General features: G+C 73.5%; 15 protein-coding genes. 14 read left to right on the top strand and 1 reads right to left on the bottom strand.

Annotation, left to right across the window (positions count from 1 at the left end; genetic code table 11):
• Positions 1-266: 266 nt before the first annotated feature.
• From QSK52_RS32340 to ftsH, 6 genes are all read left to right on the top strand, one after another.
• Positions 267-1,592 carry an ammonium transporter gene (locus QSK52_RS32340; RefSeq protein ID WP_285739795.1) on the top strand — a complete coding sequence of 442 codons (1,326 nt, stop codon included), beginning with the start codon at positions 267-269 and terminating at the stop codon, positions 1,590-1,592.
• Positions 1,589-1,927 carry a P-II family nitrogen regulator gene (locus tag QSK52_RS32335; protein WP_176190170.1) on the top strand — a complete coding sequence of 113 codons (339 nt, stop codon included), beginning with the start codon at positions 1,589-1,591 and terminating at the stop codon, positions 1,925-1,927. Before QSK52_RS32340 ends, QSK52_RS32335 begins: the two co-directional genes overlap by 4 nt.
• A gap of 88 nt (positions 1,928-2,015) precedes the next feature.
• Positions 2,016-4,448 (top strand): [protein-PII] uridylyltransferase, encoded by a 2,433-nt coding sequence (locus tag QSK52_RS32330; RefSeq protein WP_285739794.1) that lies wholly within the window; start codon positions 2,016-2,018, stop codon positions 4,446-4,448.
• Between the two features lie 102 nt (positions 4,449-4,550).
• Positions 4,551-6,110, top strand: a complete 1,560-nt coding sequence (gene ffh, locus QSK52_RS32325; protein ID WP_285739793.1) for a signal recognition particle protein — start codon at positions 4,551-4,553, stop codon at positions 6,108-6,110.
• An 87-nt stretch (positions 6,111-6,197) separates the two neighbouring features.
• The gene (locus QSK52_RS32320) at positions 6,198-6,722 is read left to right on the top strand and encodes a GNAT family N-acetyltransferase (RefSeq protein WP_285739792.1); all 525 of its coding nucleotides are present in this window, start codon (positions 6,198-6,200) and stop codon (positions 6,720-6,722) included.
• A 72-nt stretch (positions 6,723-6,794) separates the two neighbouring features.
• Positions 6,795-8,699 carry an ATP-dependent zinc metalloprotease FtsH gene (ftsH, locus tag QSK52_RS32315; RefSeq protein WP_285739791.1) on the top strand — a complete coding sequence of 635 codons (1,905 nt, stop codon included), beginning with the start codon at positions 6,795-6,797 and terminating at the stop codon, positions 8,697-8,699.
• A gap of 7 nt (positions 8,700-8,706) precedes the next feature.
• Here ftsH and QSK52_RS32310 read toward each other — a convergent pair whose 3' ends face one another.
• Positions 8,707-9,522, bottom strand: coding sequence for an SAM-dependent methyltransferase (locus tag QSK52_RS32310; RefSeq protein ID WP_285739790.1), 816 nt, complete (start codon positions 9,520-9,522; stop codon positions 8,707-8,709).
• A gap of 281 nt (positions 9,523-9,803) precedes the next feature.
• On the opposite strand from QSK52_RS32310, the gene proS reads away from it, so the two are divergent.
• The 8 genes from proS (at position 9,804) to lepB (ending at position 16,430) form a co-directional block, all read left to right on the top strand.
• A complete protein-coding gene (gene proS / locus QSK52_RS32305; RefSeq protein ID WP_285739789.1) occupies positions 9,804-11,216 on the top strand; it encodes a proline--tRNA ligase in 1,413 nt (470 codons plus the stop codon).
• Between the two features lie 353 nt (positions 11,217-11,569).
• A complete protein-coding gene (locus tag QSK52_RS32300) occupies positions 11,570-12,148 on the top strand; it encodes a hypothetical protein (protein WP_285739788.1) in 579 nt (192 codons plus the stop codon).
• A 439-nt stretch (positions 12,149-12,587) separates the two neighbouring features.
• Entirely contained in the window at positions 12,588-13,016 is a 429-nt protein-coding gene (gene rpsP / locus QSK52_RS32295; RefSeq protein ID WP_285739787.1) for a 30S ribosomal protein S16, read from the top strand.
• 2 nt (positions 13,017-13,018) lie between these two features.
• A complete protein-coding gene (locus tag QSK52_RS32290) occupies positions 13,019-13,258 on the top strand; it encodes an RNA-binding protein (RefSeq protein ID WP_014138265.1) in 240 nt (79 codons plus the stop codon).
• A 172-nt stretch (positions 13,259-13,430) separates the two neighbouring features.
• Positions 13,431-14,093, top strand: a complete 663-nt coding sequence (gene rimM / locus QSK52_RS32285) for a ribosome maturation factor RimM (RefSeq protein WP_285739786.1) — start codon at positions 13,431-13,433, stop codon at positions 14,091-14,093.
• 5 nt (positions 14,094-14,098) lie between these two features.
• Positions 14,099-14,917 (top strand): tRNA (guanosine(37)-N1)-methyltransferase TrmD, encoded by an 819-nt coding sequence (gene trmD / locus QSK52_RS32280; protein WP_285739833.1) that lies wholly within the window; start codon positions 14,099-14,101, stop codon positions 14,915-14,917.
• 156 nt (positions 14,918-15,073) lie between these two features.
• The gene (rplS, locus tag QSK52_RS32275) at positions 15,074-15,424 is read left to right on the top strand and encodes a 50S ribosomal protein L19 (RefSeq protein ID WP_030458810.1); all 351 of its coding nucleotides are present in this window, start codon (positions 15,074-15,076) and stop codon (positions 15,422-15,424) included.
• 379 nt (positions 15,425-15,803) lie between these two features.
• The gene (gene lepB, locus QSK52_RS32270) at positions 15,804-16,430 is read left to right on the top strand and encodes a signal peptidase I (protein ID WP_435053415.1); all 627 of its coding nucleotides are present in this window, start codon (positions 15,804-15,806) and stop codon (positions 16,428-16,430) included.
• Positions 16,431-16,471: the final 41 nt, after the last annotated feature.

Raw genomic sequence — 16,471 nt, 5'->3', positions numbered from 1 at the left:
GCCCGCGCCCCCGCCCCCGTCTCCCGCGGCCGTCCGACCCGCCCGTCCGGACGGCCGCGGCAGTATGACACGGGCTGTCCAGTACGCGTCACCTGCCGCGGTTCACGTGCCCGTAACGGGCGCGTCAACCGCGTCACTGCGGCGAAACACCGAGCCGCATCGGCCGAAACCCGCCTTCGGCACTCTCCTCTCATCGCCGACACGCCGGGATGGCACGGGACAGGTATCCCGGGCGTGGTGCGGCTCTCATTTCGGAGGAGACGCCGATGCCGGACGGCTTCAGCGCGGGCGATACCGCCTTTGTGTTCATCTGTGCGGCCCTGGTCATGTTGATGACCCCGGGTCTGGCCTTCTTCTACGGAGGCATGGTCAGGGTCAAGAGCACCCTCAACATGCTGGTGATGAGCTTCATCTCACTGGCCATCGTCACCGTGCTCTGGGTCCTGTACGGCTACACGCTGGCCTTCGGGCCGGACGCCGGGGCGGGTCTGATCGGCAACCTCGACTACCTGGGCATGCGCGGCATCGACCTGAACGCGCTGACCGGGACGATCCCGGTGACCGGCTTCGCGGCCTTCCAGCTGATGTTCGCGATCATCACCCCGGCGCTGATCAGCGGCGCCATCGCGGACCGGGCGAAGTTCGCGGCCTGGAGCCTGTTCGTGGCGCTCTGGGTGACCGTCGTGTACTTCCCGGTCGCGCACTGGGTGTTCTTCTTCGACGGCGGCAACGGCGGCTGGCTCGGTGACCGCAACGGCGTGATCGACTTCGCGGGCGGCACCGCGGTGCACATCAACGCCGGTGCGGCGGGCCTGGCGCTGGCCCTGGTGCTGGGCAAGCGGATCGGCTTCAAGAAGGACCCGATGCGCCCGCACAGCCTGCCGCTGGTGATGCTCGGCTCCGGCCTGCTCTGGTTCGGCTGGTTCGGCTTCAACGCGGGCTCGGCGCTGGCCGCCAACGGCGTGGCGGGCATGGCCTTCGTCAACACCCAGGTCGCCACCGCCGCCGCCGTCCTCGGCTGGCTGGCCTACGAGAAGATCCGGCACGGCGCGTTCACCACCCTCGGCGCCGCCTCCGGCGCGGTGGCCGGCCTGGTCGCCATCACCCCGGCCTGCGGCTCGGTCTCCCCGCTCGGCTCGATCGCGATCGGCCTGATCGCCGGTGCGCTGTGCGCCGCGGCGATCAGCCTGAAGTACAAGTTCGGCTTCGACGACTCGCTCGACGTGGTCGGCGTCCACCTGGTCGGCGGCATCGTCGGCTCGCTGCTGATCGGCTTCTTCGCCACCGGCCACGTCGGCCAGACCGCGTCCGGCCTGTTCTACGGCGGCGGCCTGGGGCAGCTCGGCAAGCAGGCGCTCGGCGTGGTCGTGGTCCTGGTCTACTCCTTCGTGCTCTCCTGGCTGCTGGGCCAGGCGATCCAGAAGACCATCGGCTTCCGGGTCTCCGAGGACGTCGAGGTGTCCGGCATCGACCAGGCCGAGCACGCCGAGTCCGCCTACGACTTCACCGCCGTCGGCGCCAGCCTCGCCCGCACCGTGGCCACCCCCGCCGTCCCCGCCAGCGCCGAGAAGACCGAGGTCGACGCCCGATGAAGCTGATCACCGCGGTCATCAAGCCGCACCGCCTGGACGAGGTCAAGGACGCCCTGCAGGCCTTCGGGGTGCACGGCCTGACCGTCACCGAGGCCAGCGGGTACGGCCGGCAGCGCGGCCACACCGAGGTCTACCGCGGCGCCGAGTACACCGTCGACCTGGTGCCGAAGGTCCGGATCGAGATACTGGTCGACGACGAGGACGCCGAGCAGCTGATCGACGTGGTCGTCAAGGCCGCCCGCACCGGCAAGATCGGCGACGGCAAGGTCTGGTCGATCCCGGTCGAGACCGCCGTCCGGGTCCGCACCGGCGAACGCGGCCCCGACGCCCTCTGACCCACCGCTGAGGACCCTCCTGGCGGACCTGCCCACGCGGCAGGTCCGCCGAAGGCGTATCCGGCACCAGCACGCACCGGGAGCAGACGTGAGCAGCACCGACCCCGCCGAGTACGGCTACCCGGCCGAACGCGCCCGCCTGCTGGCCGATCCCGGCGCGGTCGGCCCGCAGCGGCGCGCCGCCCTGGCCCGGCTCACCGACGACTGGCTGGCCGGCCTCTACCGGACGGCCGGGGCCCCCGCCCGCACCGCCCTGGTCGCCGTCGGCGGCTACGGCCGGGCCGAGCTCTCCCCGCGCAGCGACCTGGACGTGCTGCTGCTGCACGAGGGCCCGCTCGCCGCCGACCTCGCCGAACGGATCTGGTACCCGGTCTGGGACAGCGGGGTCGCCCTCGACCACGCCGTCCGCACCCCCGGCGAGGCCCGCAAGGTCGCCGCCGAGGACCTCAAGGCCCAGCTCGGCCTGCTCGACGCCCGCCACCTGGCGGGCGACCCGCAGCTCACCGCCGACCTGCGCTCCGCCGTCCTCGCCGACTGGCGGGCCGCCGCCCCCGAGCGGCTGCCCGAGCTCCAGGAGCTCGGCCGGGCCCGGGCCGAGCGCCACGGCGAGCTGTCCTTCCTGCTCGAACCCGACCTCAAGGAGGCCCGCGGCGGCCTGCGCGACCTGGTCGCGCTGAACGCCGTCGCCGCGACCTGGATCGCCGACGCCCCCCGCGACGGCCTGGACGCCGCCGCCCGCACCCTGGCCGACGTCCGCGACGCGCTGCACCTGTCCACCGGCCGGGCCACCGAACGGCTCTCCCTGCAGGACCAGGACCAGGTCGCCGAACGCCTCGGCGTGCTCGACGCCGACACCCTGCTGCGCCAGGTCTACCAGGCCGCCCGCACCGTCGCGTACGCCTCGGACGTCACCTGGCGCGCCGTCGACCGGGTGCTGACCGCCCGCCGCAGCCCGGTGCCGCGCCGCGCCGTCCGGTTCGGCTTTCCGTTCAACGGCGCCCGGCGCACCCAGGTCGGCCCCGCCGGGCCCGAGCGCCGCCCGCTCGCCGAGGGCGTGGTCGAGCAGGACGGCGAGGCCGTGCTCGCCCAGGCCGCCCGGCCCGCCACCGACCCGGTGCTGCCGCTGCGCGCCGCCGCCGCGGCCGCCCAGGCCGGGCTGACCGTCGGCTACGCCACCGTGCGGCGGCTGGCCGCCGAGACCAGGCCGCTGCCGGTGCCCTGGCCGGACGAGGCCCGCGAGCAGCTGGTCACCCTGCTCGGCGCGGGCGAGGCCTGCCTGCCGGTCTGGGAGGCGCTGGAGGCGGAGGGCCTGATCAGCCGGATGCTGCCCGACTGGGAGCGGGTCCGCTGCCGTCCGCAGCGCAACGCCGTGCACCGCTGGACCGTCGACCGGCACCTGATCGAGACCGCCGTCCGGGCCGCCGCGATGACCCGCCGCACCGCCCGTCCCGACCTGCTGCTGGTCGCCGCGCTGCTGCACGACCTCGGCAAGGGCTGGCCCGGGGACCACTCCGAGGCCGGGGAGGTGATCGTCCGCGACGTCGCCGCCCGGATGGGATTCGGCAAGCGCGACACCGACACCCTGGCGCTGCTGGTGCGCCACCACCTGACGCTGGTGGACACCGCGACCCGGCGCGACCCCGACGACCCCGCCACCGCCGACCTGATCGCCAAGACCGTCGGCACCCAGGCCCACCTGGAGCTGCTGCACGCCCTCACCGAGGCCGACGCCACCGCCACCGGTCCCGCCGCCTGGTCCAGCTGGCGGGCCTCGCTGGTCGCCACCCTGGTCGAGCGCACCGCCGCCCGGCTGGCCGGGCAGAGCGGCCCGCCCGCCACCGACCCCGAGGTCACCGCCGACCAGGAGCGGCTCGCCGTCGAGGCCGCCCGCACCGGCGGCCCCGCGCTCGCCCTCACCGCGCACGCCGAGCCCGCGCCGGACGGCGGCGCCGAGCCGATGGGCGTCGAACTGACCCTGGCCATCCCGGACCGCCCCGGCCTGCTCGGCACCGTCGCGGGCGTGCTGGCCGTGCACCGGCTCGCCGTCCGCAAGGCGGGCCTGCGCGAGCTCGACCCGGTCGGCGCCGGGCCCGTCCTGCTGCTGTCCTGGACGGTCGCCGCCGAGTACGGCGACCTGCCCGAGGCCGCCCGGCTCCGCGCCGACCTGCGCCGCGCCCTGGACGGCTCGCTGGACGTCGCCCGCAAGCTCGCCGAGCGCGACGCCGCCGCGCCGCGCCGCCGCGGCATCAGCACCCCGCCGCCGGTGGTCACCGTCGCCCCGCACGCCTCGCGGTCCGCCACCGTGCTGGAGGTCCGCGCGCACGACGCGCCCGGCCTGCTGCACCGGATCGGCCGCGCCCTGGACACCGCCGGGGTGCGGGTCCGCACCGCGCACGTCTCCACCCTCGGCGCGGAGGCCGTCGACGCCTTCTACCTCACCTCCACCGACGGCGGCCCGCTGGAACCGGCCCGCGCCGAGGAGGTCGCGCGGGCCGTCCGGGCCGCCCTGGAGGCGCACTGACCCGCGGTTCCCGCAGGGGCGCAGACCACTCGCCGGGGTGCGGCTACCCTTGGGGCGACGACAGTTACCCGTACTCGATGCCGCAAGGGACCCGCGACCGACGTGTTCGACACTCTCTCCGACCGCCTCGCAGCGACGTTCAAGAACCTCCGGGGCAAGGGCCGTCTCAGCGAGGCGGACATCGACGCCACCGCGCGCGAGATCCGGATCGCCCTGCTGGAGGCGGACGTCGCGCTCCCCGTGGTCCGCGCCTTCATCAAGCAGGTCAAGGACCGGGCCCTCGGCTCCGAGGTCTCCGGCGCGCTGAACCCGGCCCAGCAGATCATCAAGATCGTCAACGAGGAGCTGATCAGCATCCTCGGCGGCGAGACCCGCCGCCTGCGGTACGCCAAGACCGGCCCGACCGTGATCATGCTGGCCGGCCTCCAGGGCGCGGGCAAGACCACCCTGGCCGGAAAGCTCGGCCACTGGCTCAGGACCCAGAAGCACACCCCGCTGCTGGTCGCCTGCGACCTCCAGCGCCCCAACGCCGTCACCCAGCTCGGCGTCGTCGCGGAGCGGGCCGGCGTCGCCTTCTACGGCCCGCAGCCCGGCAACGGCGTCGGCGACCCGGTGCAGGTCGCCCGCGACTCCATCGAGTACGCCAAGCAGAAGCAGTACGACGTCGTCATCGTCGACACCGCCGGCCGCCTCGGCATCGACGCCGAACTGATGCAGCAGGCCGCCGACATCCGGGCCGCGATCGACCCGGACGAGGTCCTGTTCGTGGTCGACGCCATGGTCGGCCAGGACGCGGTCACCACCGCCCAGGCCTTCCTGGAGGGCGTCGACTTCACCGGCGTCGTGCTCTCCAAGCTCGACGGCGACGCGCGCGGCGGTGCCGCGCTCTCGGTCGCCCACGTCACCGGCCGCCAGATCATGTTCGCCTCCAACGGCGAGAAGGTCGACGACTTCGACGCCTTCCACCCCGACCGGATGGCCTCGCGCATCCTCGGCATGGGCGACGTCCTCTCCCTGATCGAGAAGGCCGAGCAGACCTTCTCCCAGGCCGAGGCCGAGAAGATGGCCGCCAAGCTCCAGGGCGGCGGCAAGGACTTCACGCTCGACGACTTCCTGTCGCAGCTGGAGCAGGTCCAGAAGATGGGCTCGATCTCCAAGCTGCTCGGCATGCTGCCCGGCATGGGCCAGATCCGCGACCAGATCAACAACCTGGACGACAAGGACGTCAACCGGGTCGGCGCGATCATCAAGTCGATGACCCCGGCCGAGCGCTCCGACCCCAAGCTCATCAACGGCTCGCGCCGACTGCGCATCGCCAAGGGCTCCGGCGTCCAGGTCGGCGAGGTCTCCAGCCTGGTCGAGCGCTTCTTCGAGGCCCGCAAGATGATGTCCGCGATGGCCTCCGGCAAGGGCATCCCGGGCATGCCCGGCATCCCCGGGATGGGCGGCGGCGGCAAGCGCTCCGCCAAGAAGGCGCCGGTCGCCAAGGGCAAGCGCAAGAGCGGCAACCCGCTCAAGCGCGCCCAGGAGGAGGCGGCCGCCGCCGAGCGCAAGGCCCTCGGCCCCGGCCAGGGCGCCCAGCCCGGCGGGGCGTTCGGCCTCCAGCCGGGCAAGGGGCCGACCGACTTCGACCTCCCCAAGGAGTTCAAGGACCTGCTGTAGGCGGACGGGCGGGGGCCGTGCGAGCAGGAGAGCCCGCACGGCCCCCGCGCCCCCGCTTTCGCGCCGGGTTGCGCCATGATGTCCCGTATGCGCGTGACGATCCGAGCCCCCCGCCCCGATGACGTCGTCCCCTACGCCGAGGCGGTGCGGCGCTCCGCCGCGCACATCGGGCGGTGGAACCCCGTCGAGCCCGACGGCATGCCGGACCTGCTGAGCCGTCAGGGCGCGGGCCTGCGCACGTTCCTGATCGTCGACGTCGAGACCGGCGGCCTGGTCGGCAAGTGCAACGTGGCGAACATCGTGATGGCGCGGTTCTGCAACGGCGTGCTGGGCTACGACTCGTACGAGCCGTTCGTCGGGACGGGCCGGATGTCGGAGGGCATGCGGCTGGTGGTGGAGCGCTGCTTCACGCCGTCGGAGCGGGGCGGGCTGGGGCTGCACCGGCTGGAGATCAACGTGCAGCCGGACAACGAGCGGTCGATCGCGATGGCGCGCCGCCTGGGCTTCCGGCACGAGGGGTTCACACCGCGGATGCTGTTCCTGCAGGGCGCCTGGCGCGACCACGAGCGGTTCGCGCTGACCGCGGAGGAGTGGCCGACGCCGGTGCGCTGACCCGGCGGCGCTGCGGTCGCGCCGCGGCGTTGCGCGCCGTCCGACGCGTACGACGTCCGTATCGTCCGACGGGTGAGCAACCCCGTGCCGCCGCGCCAGACCCCCGACCAGCCCTGGCGGTCCGAGGGGGCACCGCCCCCGCCGCCGCCGAGGAAGAGGATGCCGGGCGGCTGGACGGGCCTGGTCCTCACCGCGCTGGTGGTGTTCCTGCTGTCCGACCTGCTGCTGAGCTTCTTCGGCAACGGCGGCTCGACCACGATCTCGTACACCGAGTTCAACAAGCAGCTCAACGGCGGGAACGTCACCAAGATCTACTCCAAGGGCGACGCCATCGAGGGCACGCTCAAGGAGAAGCAGCCCAAGCCGGACGGCGGCAAGGGCGACTACACGGAGTTCACCACCCAGCGCCCGGCCTTCGCCAACGACAACATCTGGGGCACCCTGCAGGCGCAGAACGTCGAGGTGACGGCCCGTCCGGTGGTGCAGCAGCGCAGCTTCCTGGCGAACCTGCTGATCTCGCTGGCGCCGATGCTGCTGCTGATCGGGGTGTGGGTGCTGATCGCCCGCCGGATGTCCGGCGGGATCGGCGGCGGCGCGCTCGGCCGCAAGGCCCCGCCCAAGCCGGTGGACACCAGCCAGGGCAAGCGCACCACCTTCCAGGACGTGGCGGGCATCGACGAGGTCGAGGCCGAGCTCAGCGAGGTGGTCGACTTCCTGAAGAACCCCCAGGCGTACCGGAGGCTCGGCGCGAAGATGCCGCGCGGCGTGCTGCTCACCGGCCCGCCCGGCACCGGCAAGACGCTGCTGGCCCGGGCCGTCGCGGGGGAGGCGGACGTGCCGTTCTTCTCCGCCTCGGCGTCCGAGTTCATCGAGATGATCGTCGGTGTCGGCGCCAGCCGGGTCCGCGAACTGTTCTCCGAGGCCCGCAAGGTCGCCCCGGCGATCGTGTTCATCGACGAGATCGACACCATCGGGCGCCAGCGCGGCGGCGGTGGCGGCATGGGCGGCCACGACGAGCGCGAGCAGACCCTCAACCAGATCCTCACCGAGATGGACGGGTTCTCCGGCTCCGAGGGCGTGATCGTGATCGCCGCGACCAACCGCGCCGAGATCCTCGACCCGGCGCTGCTGCGCCCCGGCCGGTTCGACCGCCGGATCACCGTCAGCCCGCCCGACCGGGCCGGCCGCGAGCAGATCCTGCGGATCCACACCCGCCAGGTGCCGCTCGCCGAGGGCACCGACCTGGACGCCGTCGCCCGCACCACCCCCGGCATGACCGGCGCCGACCTGGCCAACCTGGTCAACGAGGCCGCGCTGCTCGCCGTCAAGCGCCAGCAGGAGGCGGTCGACCAGGAGAACCTCTCCGAGGCCCTGGAGAAGGTCCAGCTCGGGGCGGTGCGCCCGCTGGTGATGCCCCAGCAGGAACGCGAACGGACCGCCTTCCACGAGTCCGGGCACGCCCTGCTCGGCATGCTCCAGCCCGGCGCCGACCCGGTCCGCAAGATCACCATCGTGCCGCGCGGCCGCGCCCTCGGCGTCACCCTCTCCACCCCCGACACCGACCGCTACTCCTACACCGAGCCCTACCTGCGCGGCCGGATCATCGGCGCGCTCGGCGGGATGGCCGCCGAGCAGGTGGTCTACGGGGTGGTCACCACCGGCGCCGAGAGCGACCTCGAACAGCTCACCACCATCGCCCGCTCGATGGCCGGGCGCTGGGGCATGAGCGAACGGGTCGGCCGGGTCACCGCCGTCCCCAACGACAGCCAGTCCCCGTACGGCCTGGCCGCCGCCCCCACCACGCTGGACGCGGTCGACGAGGAGGCCCGCCGGATCGTCGCCGAGTGCTGGGAGGAGGCCGTCGCCCTGCTGCACCGGCACCGCGACCGGCTCGACGCGCTGGCCGCCGCCCTGCTGGAGGCCGAGACCCTGGACGAGGACGCCGCGTACGCCGCCGCCGGGCTCAGCCGCTCCTGAGCCCCCCTCAGGCGCGGGGCCGGGTGCCCGCGGCCCAGCGGAACTCGTTCGCCATCCGCACCGAGCCGTCCGGCCGCAGGTACGGGTGCAGCACCTCCTCCAGCTCCTTCGCCACCAGCGCCGCGCCCGCCGCCTCCTCGGCCCGGTCGAACAGGCCGGTCGAGAGCAGGCCGCGGACCGCCGAGTCCAGCCCCGCGTAGGCGAACGGGCAGTCCACCCGGCCGCTCCCGGACGGGCGCGCCCCGGCCGAGGCCAGCAGCGACTCCAGCGCGCCGGGGCGGGAGGCCGCGAACGGGTCCGGCGCGCCGAGCGGGGCGTGCCGCCGGGCGACCTCCAGCACGGCGGCGCTCTCGCAGCGCTCCGCCGGTCCCCACGCGGCCATCACCAGCTGCCCGCCGGGCAGCGTGCGGGCGAGCGCCCAGGCGACCAGCGCGGGCGTCGGCGGCTGCTCGAAAACCGTCACCAGGGAGTGCGCCGGGCGGGGGACGGGGGACGCCGAACGGGCGACCTCCGCCGACCGGCCGCCGGGCGACACCTGCAGCCCGCGGGCCGCCGCGAGCTCCCGCAGCCCGCCGTCCGCCTCCACCCCCGCGACCTGCGCGCCGCGCCCGGCGGCGAGCAGCAGCGCCAGCCCGGAGCGGCAGCCGACGCCCAGCAGGCTGGTGGCCGCGCCGACCTCCAACTGCCGGTAAACGTCCTGGTAGAGGGGGACGAGCATGCGCTCCTGGATCTCCGCCCAGTCCCGCGCCCGACCGCTGCGCCCCGCCGGGGAGTCCGTCCGGACCCGGTCCACGGTGCTGCCGGTCACCTGCGCTGAAGCCATCGCGGCCTCCCAATCGGTCCTCGGAATCGGCTGCGGCCCCCGCAGCCCTGCCCCCCGGCCCCCCTCCCAGCGAACAGCGGGCCGCCCCCGCCGTCCAGAGGGGTGCGAGCAGGTATCCGCGCGCCGCGGGTGTGCGCCCCGGGGTGTGCGCGGGCGCGGTGCAGTCCGGCCGGTCCGGCCCCGGGGGTTTGGGACGGCGCAGCAGGTGCGGGCGGTGGCCGCAGGGCCGTCCGGTGAAACGGATTCACGGTCCGGCCCCGGTTTTCCGTACCATTCGGCCCATGGCTAAGGCACCCGTTCTCACCCCCCAGGCGGAAGACTTCCCCCGCTGGTACCAGGACCTCATCAACAAGGCAGAGCTGGCCGACAACGGTCCGGTCCGGGGCACCATGGTCATCCGACCGTACGGCTACGGCCTGTGGGAGCGGATGCAGCAGGAGATGGACGCGCGGATCAAGAAGGCCGGCGCGCAGAACGCCTACTTCCCGATGTTCATCCCGCAGTCCTACCTGACCAAGGAGGCCGAGCACGTCGAGGGCTTCGCCCCCGAGCTCGCGGTGGTCACCCACGGCGGCGGCAAGGAGCTGGAGGAGCCGGTCGTCGTCCGGCCCACCTCCGAGACCATCATCAACGAGTACTTCTCCAAGTGGGTGCAGAGCCACCGCGACCTGCCGCTGCTGATCAACCAGTGGGCCAACGTGGTCCGCTGGGAGCTGCGCCCGCGCGTCTTCCTGCGCACCACCGAGTTCCTCTGGCAGGAGGGCCACACCGCCCACGCCACCTACGAGGACGCCCGCGCGTACGCCTCGCGGATCCACACGGACGTCTACGGCGACTTCATGACCAACGTCCTCGGCATCGACGTGGTGCTCGGCCGCAAGACCGCCAAGGAGCGCTTCGCCGGCGCCATCAACACCCTCACGCTCGAAGGCATGATGGGCGACGGCAAGGCGCTGCAGATGGGCACCAGCCACGAGCTGGGCCAGAACTTCGCCAAGGCGTTCAACACCACCTACCAGCTGCAGGGCGCCGAGCGCGAGCACGTCTGGCAGACCTCCTGGGGCGTCTCCACCCGCATGGTCGGTGGCCTGATCATGTCGCACGGCGACGACAACGGCCTGCGGGTGCCGCCGCGGCTGGCCGCCGTGCAGGCCGTGGTGCTCGCCATCAAGGGCGAGGACGCGGTGCTGGCGAAGGTCCGCGAGATCGGCGCCCAGCTGGAGGCGGCGGGCGTCCGGGTGGTGGTCGACGACCGCACCGACACCCCGTTCGGCCGCCGCGCCGTCGACTGGGAGCTCAAGGGCGTCCCGCTGCGCATCGAGGTCGGCCCGCGCGACCTGGAGGCCGGCACCGCGATGCTGGTCCGCCGGATCGCCGGGGGCAAGGAGCCGGTCTCGGTCGACTCCCTGGCCGCGACCGTCCCCGGCATCCTGGAGGAGGACCAGGCGCAGCTGCTGCGCGAGTCCCGCGAGCGCCGCGAGTCCCGCACCGTGGACGTCAAGAGCATCGACGAGGCCGTCGAGGCCGCGGCCACCGGCTGGGGCCGGATCTCCTGGGCCGACCTCGGCCCCGAGGGCGAGGCCAAGCTGGCCGAGCAGGGCGTCTCGGTGCGCTGCCTGGTCGCCGCGGACGGCACCGTTCCGGCCGCCGACGACCAGCCCGGCAACTACGCGCTGGTGGCCCGCGCGTACTGACCGGAACCGCGGGCCGGGGCACGGAGGAATCCGGAACCCCGGTCCGCGTGCTGGCAGTTGAGACTACTGACCAGTCAACTCCCCGAGGTACTCCGCAAGCGGTACGGTATACGGCCCGTGGCCCTGTCAATTTTCGGACAGGTCGCGGGCCGTCCGTCGTGGGGATGTTGGGCTCCGCGGCGGGTGCCGAAGCCCGGCGAAGCCCGCCGGGCCCACACGTGCAGGGGGTTGGTCTTGCGTCAGTCCGGAGTCGCGCGATTCGCGCGCGAAAGTGCATTCCTGAGAGTCCGCTGTGAGTTCCCGAACACGGGTGCCCGCCGGAACACCGGTTCTCTCCCCATCGTTGGTACAGCGTGAGCACGACACAGCCCCTCGTCCTCGCGGCCGAACTGGCCGCCGCCTGGAGCGACATCCAGGCCCATCACCGGGACCTGCCCGACCTGGCGTCGCCCGAGGCGCTGATCGGCGAATCCTCGTCCGCCTGCGGCACCCAGCTCAACTTCGAGCGGCTGCTGCACGAGGCCGCCCACGGCCTGGCCGCCGCCCGGGAGATCCGCGACACCTCGCGGGCCGGTCGCTACCACAACCGCCGCTTCCTGCTGCTCGCCTCCGAGCTGGGCCTGGCCCACCCGGTCGAGCCGCACGCCAGCAGCGGCTTCTCCCAGGTCACGATGGGGCACGAGACCCGCGACCGGTACGCCGAGACCATCGAGCGCCTCGACCGCGCGCTCGGGGCGCACCAGCTCGCCGTCGCGGGCGAGGGCAACCACCGCGCCTTCCGCGGGCCGGCCGCACGGCACGGCTCCTCGGGCGGCGGCGTCCGGGTCAAGGCGGTCTGCGGCTGCGGCCGCAACGTCCGCGTCGTCCCGTCCGTGCTGGCGCAGGCCGCGATCGTCTGCGGCGCGTGCCAGCAGCCGTTCAGGATCGCCTGAACCCTCCGTACGACCCCGGCCCGATCGGCGCCCGCCCGCGGACGCCGTCCGGCCGGAACGAGCGCTCGACCGGGACGGCGTCCGGCGGTGCTCGGTGGTGTTCGACGGTGCTCGGCGGTGCTCGGCGGTGTTCGGACGTCGGTCGACGGCGTCCGGCGGCGCTTGACCGGGGCGCGGGCGGGGTGCCCGCGGCCCGCCCGGTGGGCACCGCCGTCGTCGGGGCGGAACGCCCGACGACGCCAGGAGGTCCTGCCGTACCGCGCGGGGGCGCGGTTCGGGGGGACCTTCGTGGTGTGGCACAATTGATGGCTGAGTACTCGGCAGCCCAGCAGGACCCTCTCTCCCAAAGGCTGGCGTGTCCCTTGAACGGCACCTCGCGCCGCAGCCCCACGCGGCGGAGCGCTGCTCACCCACGTCAAAACCAGGAGAATCCACACCCGTGGCTGTCAAGATCAAGCTGAAGCGTCTGGGCAAGATCCGCTCCCCGCACTACCGCATCGTCGTCGCCGACTCGCGCACCAAGCGCGACGGTCGCGCGATCGAGGAGATCGGCCTCTACCAGCCGACCTACAACCCCTCGAAGATCGAGGTCGACAGCGAGCGCGCCCAGTACTGGCTGTCCGTCGGCGCCCAGCCGACCGAGCCGGTCCTCGCCATCCTCAAGCTCACCGGCGACTGGCAGAAGTTCAAGGGCCTGCCGGCTCCGGAGCCGCTGAAGGTGGCCGAGCCCAAGGTCGAGGACTTCTCGCACCTGTTCGCCAAGGCCGTCGCCGGCTTCGAGGACGCCACCACCGGTGTCGCCATCACCCCGAAGGCCAAGAAGTCGGACAAGGCTGACGAGGCCGAGGCCGCTTCCACCGAGGCCTGAGCATGATCGAGGAAGCCCTCGACCACCTGGTGAAGGGCATCGTCGAGCACCCCGACGAGGTGCAGGTCCGCTCGCGCAACCTGCGCCGCGGCCACACCATCGAGGTGCGCGTGCACCCTGACGACCTCGGCAAGGTGATCGGCCGGGGCGGCCGCACGGCTCGCGCGCTGCGCACCGTGGTCGGCGCCCTGGGCGGCCGCAACGTCCGGGTCGACCTGGTCGACGTGGACAGCCTCCGCTGACCTCCGCTCGACCGCCGAGGGCGCCGACCAGCAGGTCGGCCACCGGGTCTCAGGACCGGCCGGGACGCTTCCGTCCCGGCCGGTCCTTCCCGTTTCCGGGGCCACGGCCGTTCCGCCCCGCCCCCTCCGCAAGTACCTTCCAGCTCCATCACCTCTCAGGAGAACGATCACCGTGCAGCTCGTCGTCGGCAAGATCGGCCGCGCCCACGGCATCCGGGGGGACGTCAGCGTCGAAGTCCGCACCGACGAGCCGGAACTGCGGCTCGGGCCCGGCGCGGTCCTCCTCACCGACCCCGCCGCCATCGGACCGCTGACCGTCGAGAGCGGCCGGGTGCACAGCGGGCGCCTGCTGCTGCGCTTCGCCGGGGTCAAGGACCGCACCGCCGCCGAGGCCCTGCGCGGCACCATGCTGATCGCCGAGGTCGACCCGGACGAGACCCCCGAGGACCCGGACGAGTACTACGACCACCAGCTCATCGGCCTGGACGTGGTGCTGGCCGACGGCACCCGGGTCGGCGAGCTCACCGAGGTGGTCCACCTCCCGTACCAGGACCTGCTGACCGTCGAGCGCCTCGACGGCACCGAGGTACTGGTCCCGTTCGTCGAGCAGATCGTCCCCACCATCGACCTGGACGAGCAGCGCGTCGTCATCACCCCGCCGCCCGGCCTGATCGACCCGGCCGACGCGGTGGTCGCCTCCGCCCGCGCGGGTGCGGGTGCGGGTGCGGACGCGGGTGCGGGTGCCGACGCCGACGCCGACGCTGGTGCGGACTCGGACTCGGACTCGGACTCGGGCTCGGGCTCGGGCTCGGGCGAGCAGGGCGGTGGCGCGTGAGCGACATGCGGATCGACGTCGTCACGATCTTCCCCGAGTACCTGGAGCCGCTGAACGTCTCCCTGGTCGGCAAGGCGCGGGCCCGCGGCCAGTTGGACGTGCACCTGCACGACCTGCGCTCGTGGACGACCGACGTCCACCGCACCGTGGACGACACGCCCTACGGCGGTGGCCCCGGCATGGTGATGAAGCCCGAGCCGTGGGGCGCCGCCCTGGACGCCGTCCTGGCCGCCGGGCCCGAGGGCGAGGTGCCGACCCTGGTGGTGCCCACCCCCAGCGGGCGCTCCTTCACCCAGGAGCTCGCCCAGGACCTCGCCGCCCGCCCCTGGCTGGCCTTCGCACCCGCCCGCTACGAGGGCATCGACCGGCGGGTCATCGAGGAGGCCGCGACCCGGATGCCGGTGGTCGAGACCTCCATCGGCGACTACGTGCTGGCCGGTGGCGAGGTCGCCGTGCTGGTGATGGTCGAGGCGATCGCCCGGCTACTGCCCGGCGTGCTCGGCAACGCCGAGTCGCACCGCGACGACTCCTTCGCCCCCGGCGCCATGGCCGACCTGCTGGAGGGTCCGGTGTACACCAAGCCCGCCGAGTGGCGCGGCCGGGAGGTGCCGGAGGTCCTGCTCAGCGGCCACCACGGGAAGATCGCCCAGTGGCGGCGCGAGCAGGCGTTCGCCCGCACCCTCGCCAACCGGCCCGACCTGGTGGCCCGCTGGCAGCGCGAGGCGTTCACCAAGAAGGAGCGCGAGGCGCTGAGCGTGCTCGGCCTGGCCTGGGACGAGGCCGAGGGCCGATTTCGGTCCGTGGCCGAGCCTGTGGAAGAATAGGCGACTGTTGTCTGCCGCCCGGCTCCCCCCGCGGGGAGTCAGTGGACCGGTGCCCCCGCCACGGGGGGTTCATCGCCAGCCGAAGCGGCCCGCAACACCACCCGGTTGAATCGAACTTCCGTGGGCGGCCCGTGGCGCCTGCGATGGAGAGCAACGATGAGCAACAAGCTCGCTGCTGTCGACGCGGCCTCGCTGCGCACCGACATCCCCGCCTTCCGCCCCGGCGACACCCTCAAGGTGCACGTCCGAGTCATCGAAGGCAACCGCTCGCGCGTCCAGGTCTTCCAGGGCGTCGTCATCCGTCGTCACGGCGCCGGCATCGGTGAGACCTTCACCGTTCGCAAGGTCAGCTTCAACGTCGGTGTCGAGCGCACCTTCCCGGTGCACACCCCGGTCGTCGAGAAGATCGAGGTCGTGACCCGCGGTGCGGTCCGCCGCGCCAAGCTGTACTACCTGCGCGACCTCCGCGGCAAGGCCGCGAAGATCAAGGAGAAGCGCGACGCGTGATCGCGCAGGCTCGACGGGGTCGGCCCTCCAACCGGTGTAGACCGGGGGGATAAGCTCACCTCCGATGAGCACGCACGAGCCACCGACGGACCGCGACGGCAGTCCCGCACCCACCGGTACGGACTCGCCGACGCGGTCCGCCGTCGTTTCCGCCCCCGGAACGGCTCCCGACGCCGAGCCGCACGCTGGTTCGCGCCCCGGCTCCGACGCGGGTTCCGGCGCGGGGCCCGACTCCGGGCCCGGCCCCGGGACCGGTCCCACCTCCGGTGCTGACGCGGACGCTCACGCCGACCCCGGAACCGGTGAGGGGGACGAGGACGGCAGTGACGGCGGCGACGGCGGGCGGCGGTGGTCGCGGGACCTGCTGTGGATCGGCGCGGTGTGCGTGGTCGTGCTGCTGCTGGTGAACGCCTTCGCGGTGCGGCCGTTCGCGGTGCCGTCCGGCTCGATGGAGGGGACGCTGGAACCGGGCGACCGGGTGCTGGTCAACCAGCTCGCGTACGCCTTCGGCGGGCACCCCCGGCGGGGCGACGTGGTGGTCTTCGACGGCATCGGCTCCTTCCTGCCGTACCAGGACGAACCGTCCGGTGTGAAGCGGCTGTTGACCGAGGCGGGCCTGGCTCCCGCGGGTGACACGGTCTACGTGAAGCGGGTGATCGGCGTCGGCGGGGACCGGATCACCTGCTGCGGCACCGACGGGCGGCTCAAGGTCAACGGCGTGCCGCTGGACGAGAGCGCGTACCTGTTCCCCGGCGACGCGCCGTCGGCGGTGCCGTTCGACATCGTGGTTCCCGACGGCAAGTTGTGGGTGATGGGCGACCACCGCAGCGCCTCCCGCGACTCCCGTGACCACCTCGGCGAGCCCGGCGGCGGTGCCGTGCCCGAGGACAAGGTGATCGGCCGCGCCGACTGGGTGCTGTTCCCCCTCGGCCGCGCCACCTCCCTCGACCGACCGGCGGCGTTCGCCGCGATTGAGGGGACCGGTGGCCATGGGGAGCAGAGGTAGACCCAGGGCCGCCGCCACCGGCCCGGGCCGCACCACCCCCC

Origin of the sequence: Kitasatospora phosalacinea (assembly GCF_030268885.1) — a bacterium.
Taxonomy (GTDB): Bacteria; Actinomycetota; Actinomycetes; order Streptomycetales; family Streptomycetaceae; genus Kitasatospora; species Kitasatospora phosalacinea_C.
Note: the sequence above shows the minus strand (reverse complement) of the source record. Positions and strands in the feature narration are given on the sequence as shown.

What these genes read in the sequence shown, in the direction of transcription:
- QSK52_RS32310 (WP_285739790.1), bottom strand. Translation starts at nt 9,522, where the DNA reads ATGGCTTCAGCGCAGGTGACCGGCAGCACCGTGGACCGGGTCCGGACG.
- proS (WP_285739789.1), top strand. Translation starts at nt 9,804, where the DNA reads ATGGCTAAGGCACCCGTTCTCACCCCCCAGGCGGAAGACTTCCCCCGC.
- QSK52_RS32290 (WP_014138265.1), top strand. Translation starts at nt 13,019, where the DNA reads ATGATCGAGGAAGCCCTCGACCACCTGGTGAAGGGCATCGTCGAGCAC.
- rplS (WP_030458810.1), top strand. Translation starts at nt 15,074, where the DNA reads ATGAGCAACAAGCTCGCTGCTGTCGACGCGGCCTCGCTGCGCACCGAC.
- QSK52_RS32340 (WP_285739795.1), top strand. Translation starts at nt 267, where the DNA reads ATGCCGGACGGCTTCAGCGCGGGCGATACCGCCTTTGTGTTCATCTGT.
- trmD (WP_285739833.1), top strand. Translation starts at nt 14,099, where the DNA reads ATGCGGATCGACGTCGTCACGATCTTCCCCGAGTACCTGGAGCCGCTG.
- QSK52_RS32335 (WP_176190170.1), top strand. Translation starts at nt 1,589, where the DNA reads ATGAAGCTGATCACCGCGGTCATCAAGCCGCACCGCCTGGACGAGGTC.
- QSK52_RS32320 (WP_285739792.1), top strand. Translation starts at nt 6,198, where the DNA reads ATGCGCGTGACGATCCGAGCCCCCCGCCCCGATGACGTCGTCCCCTAC.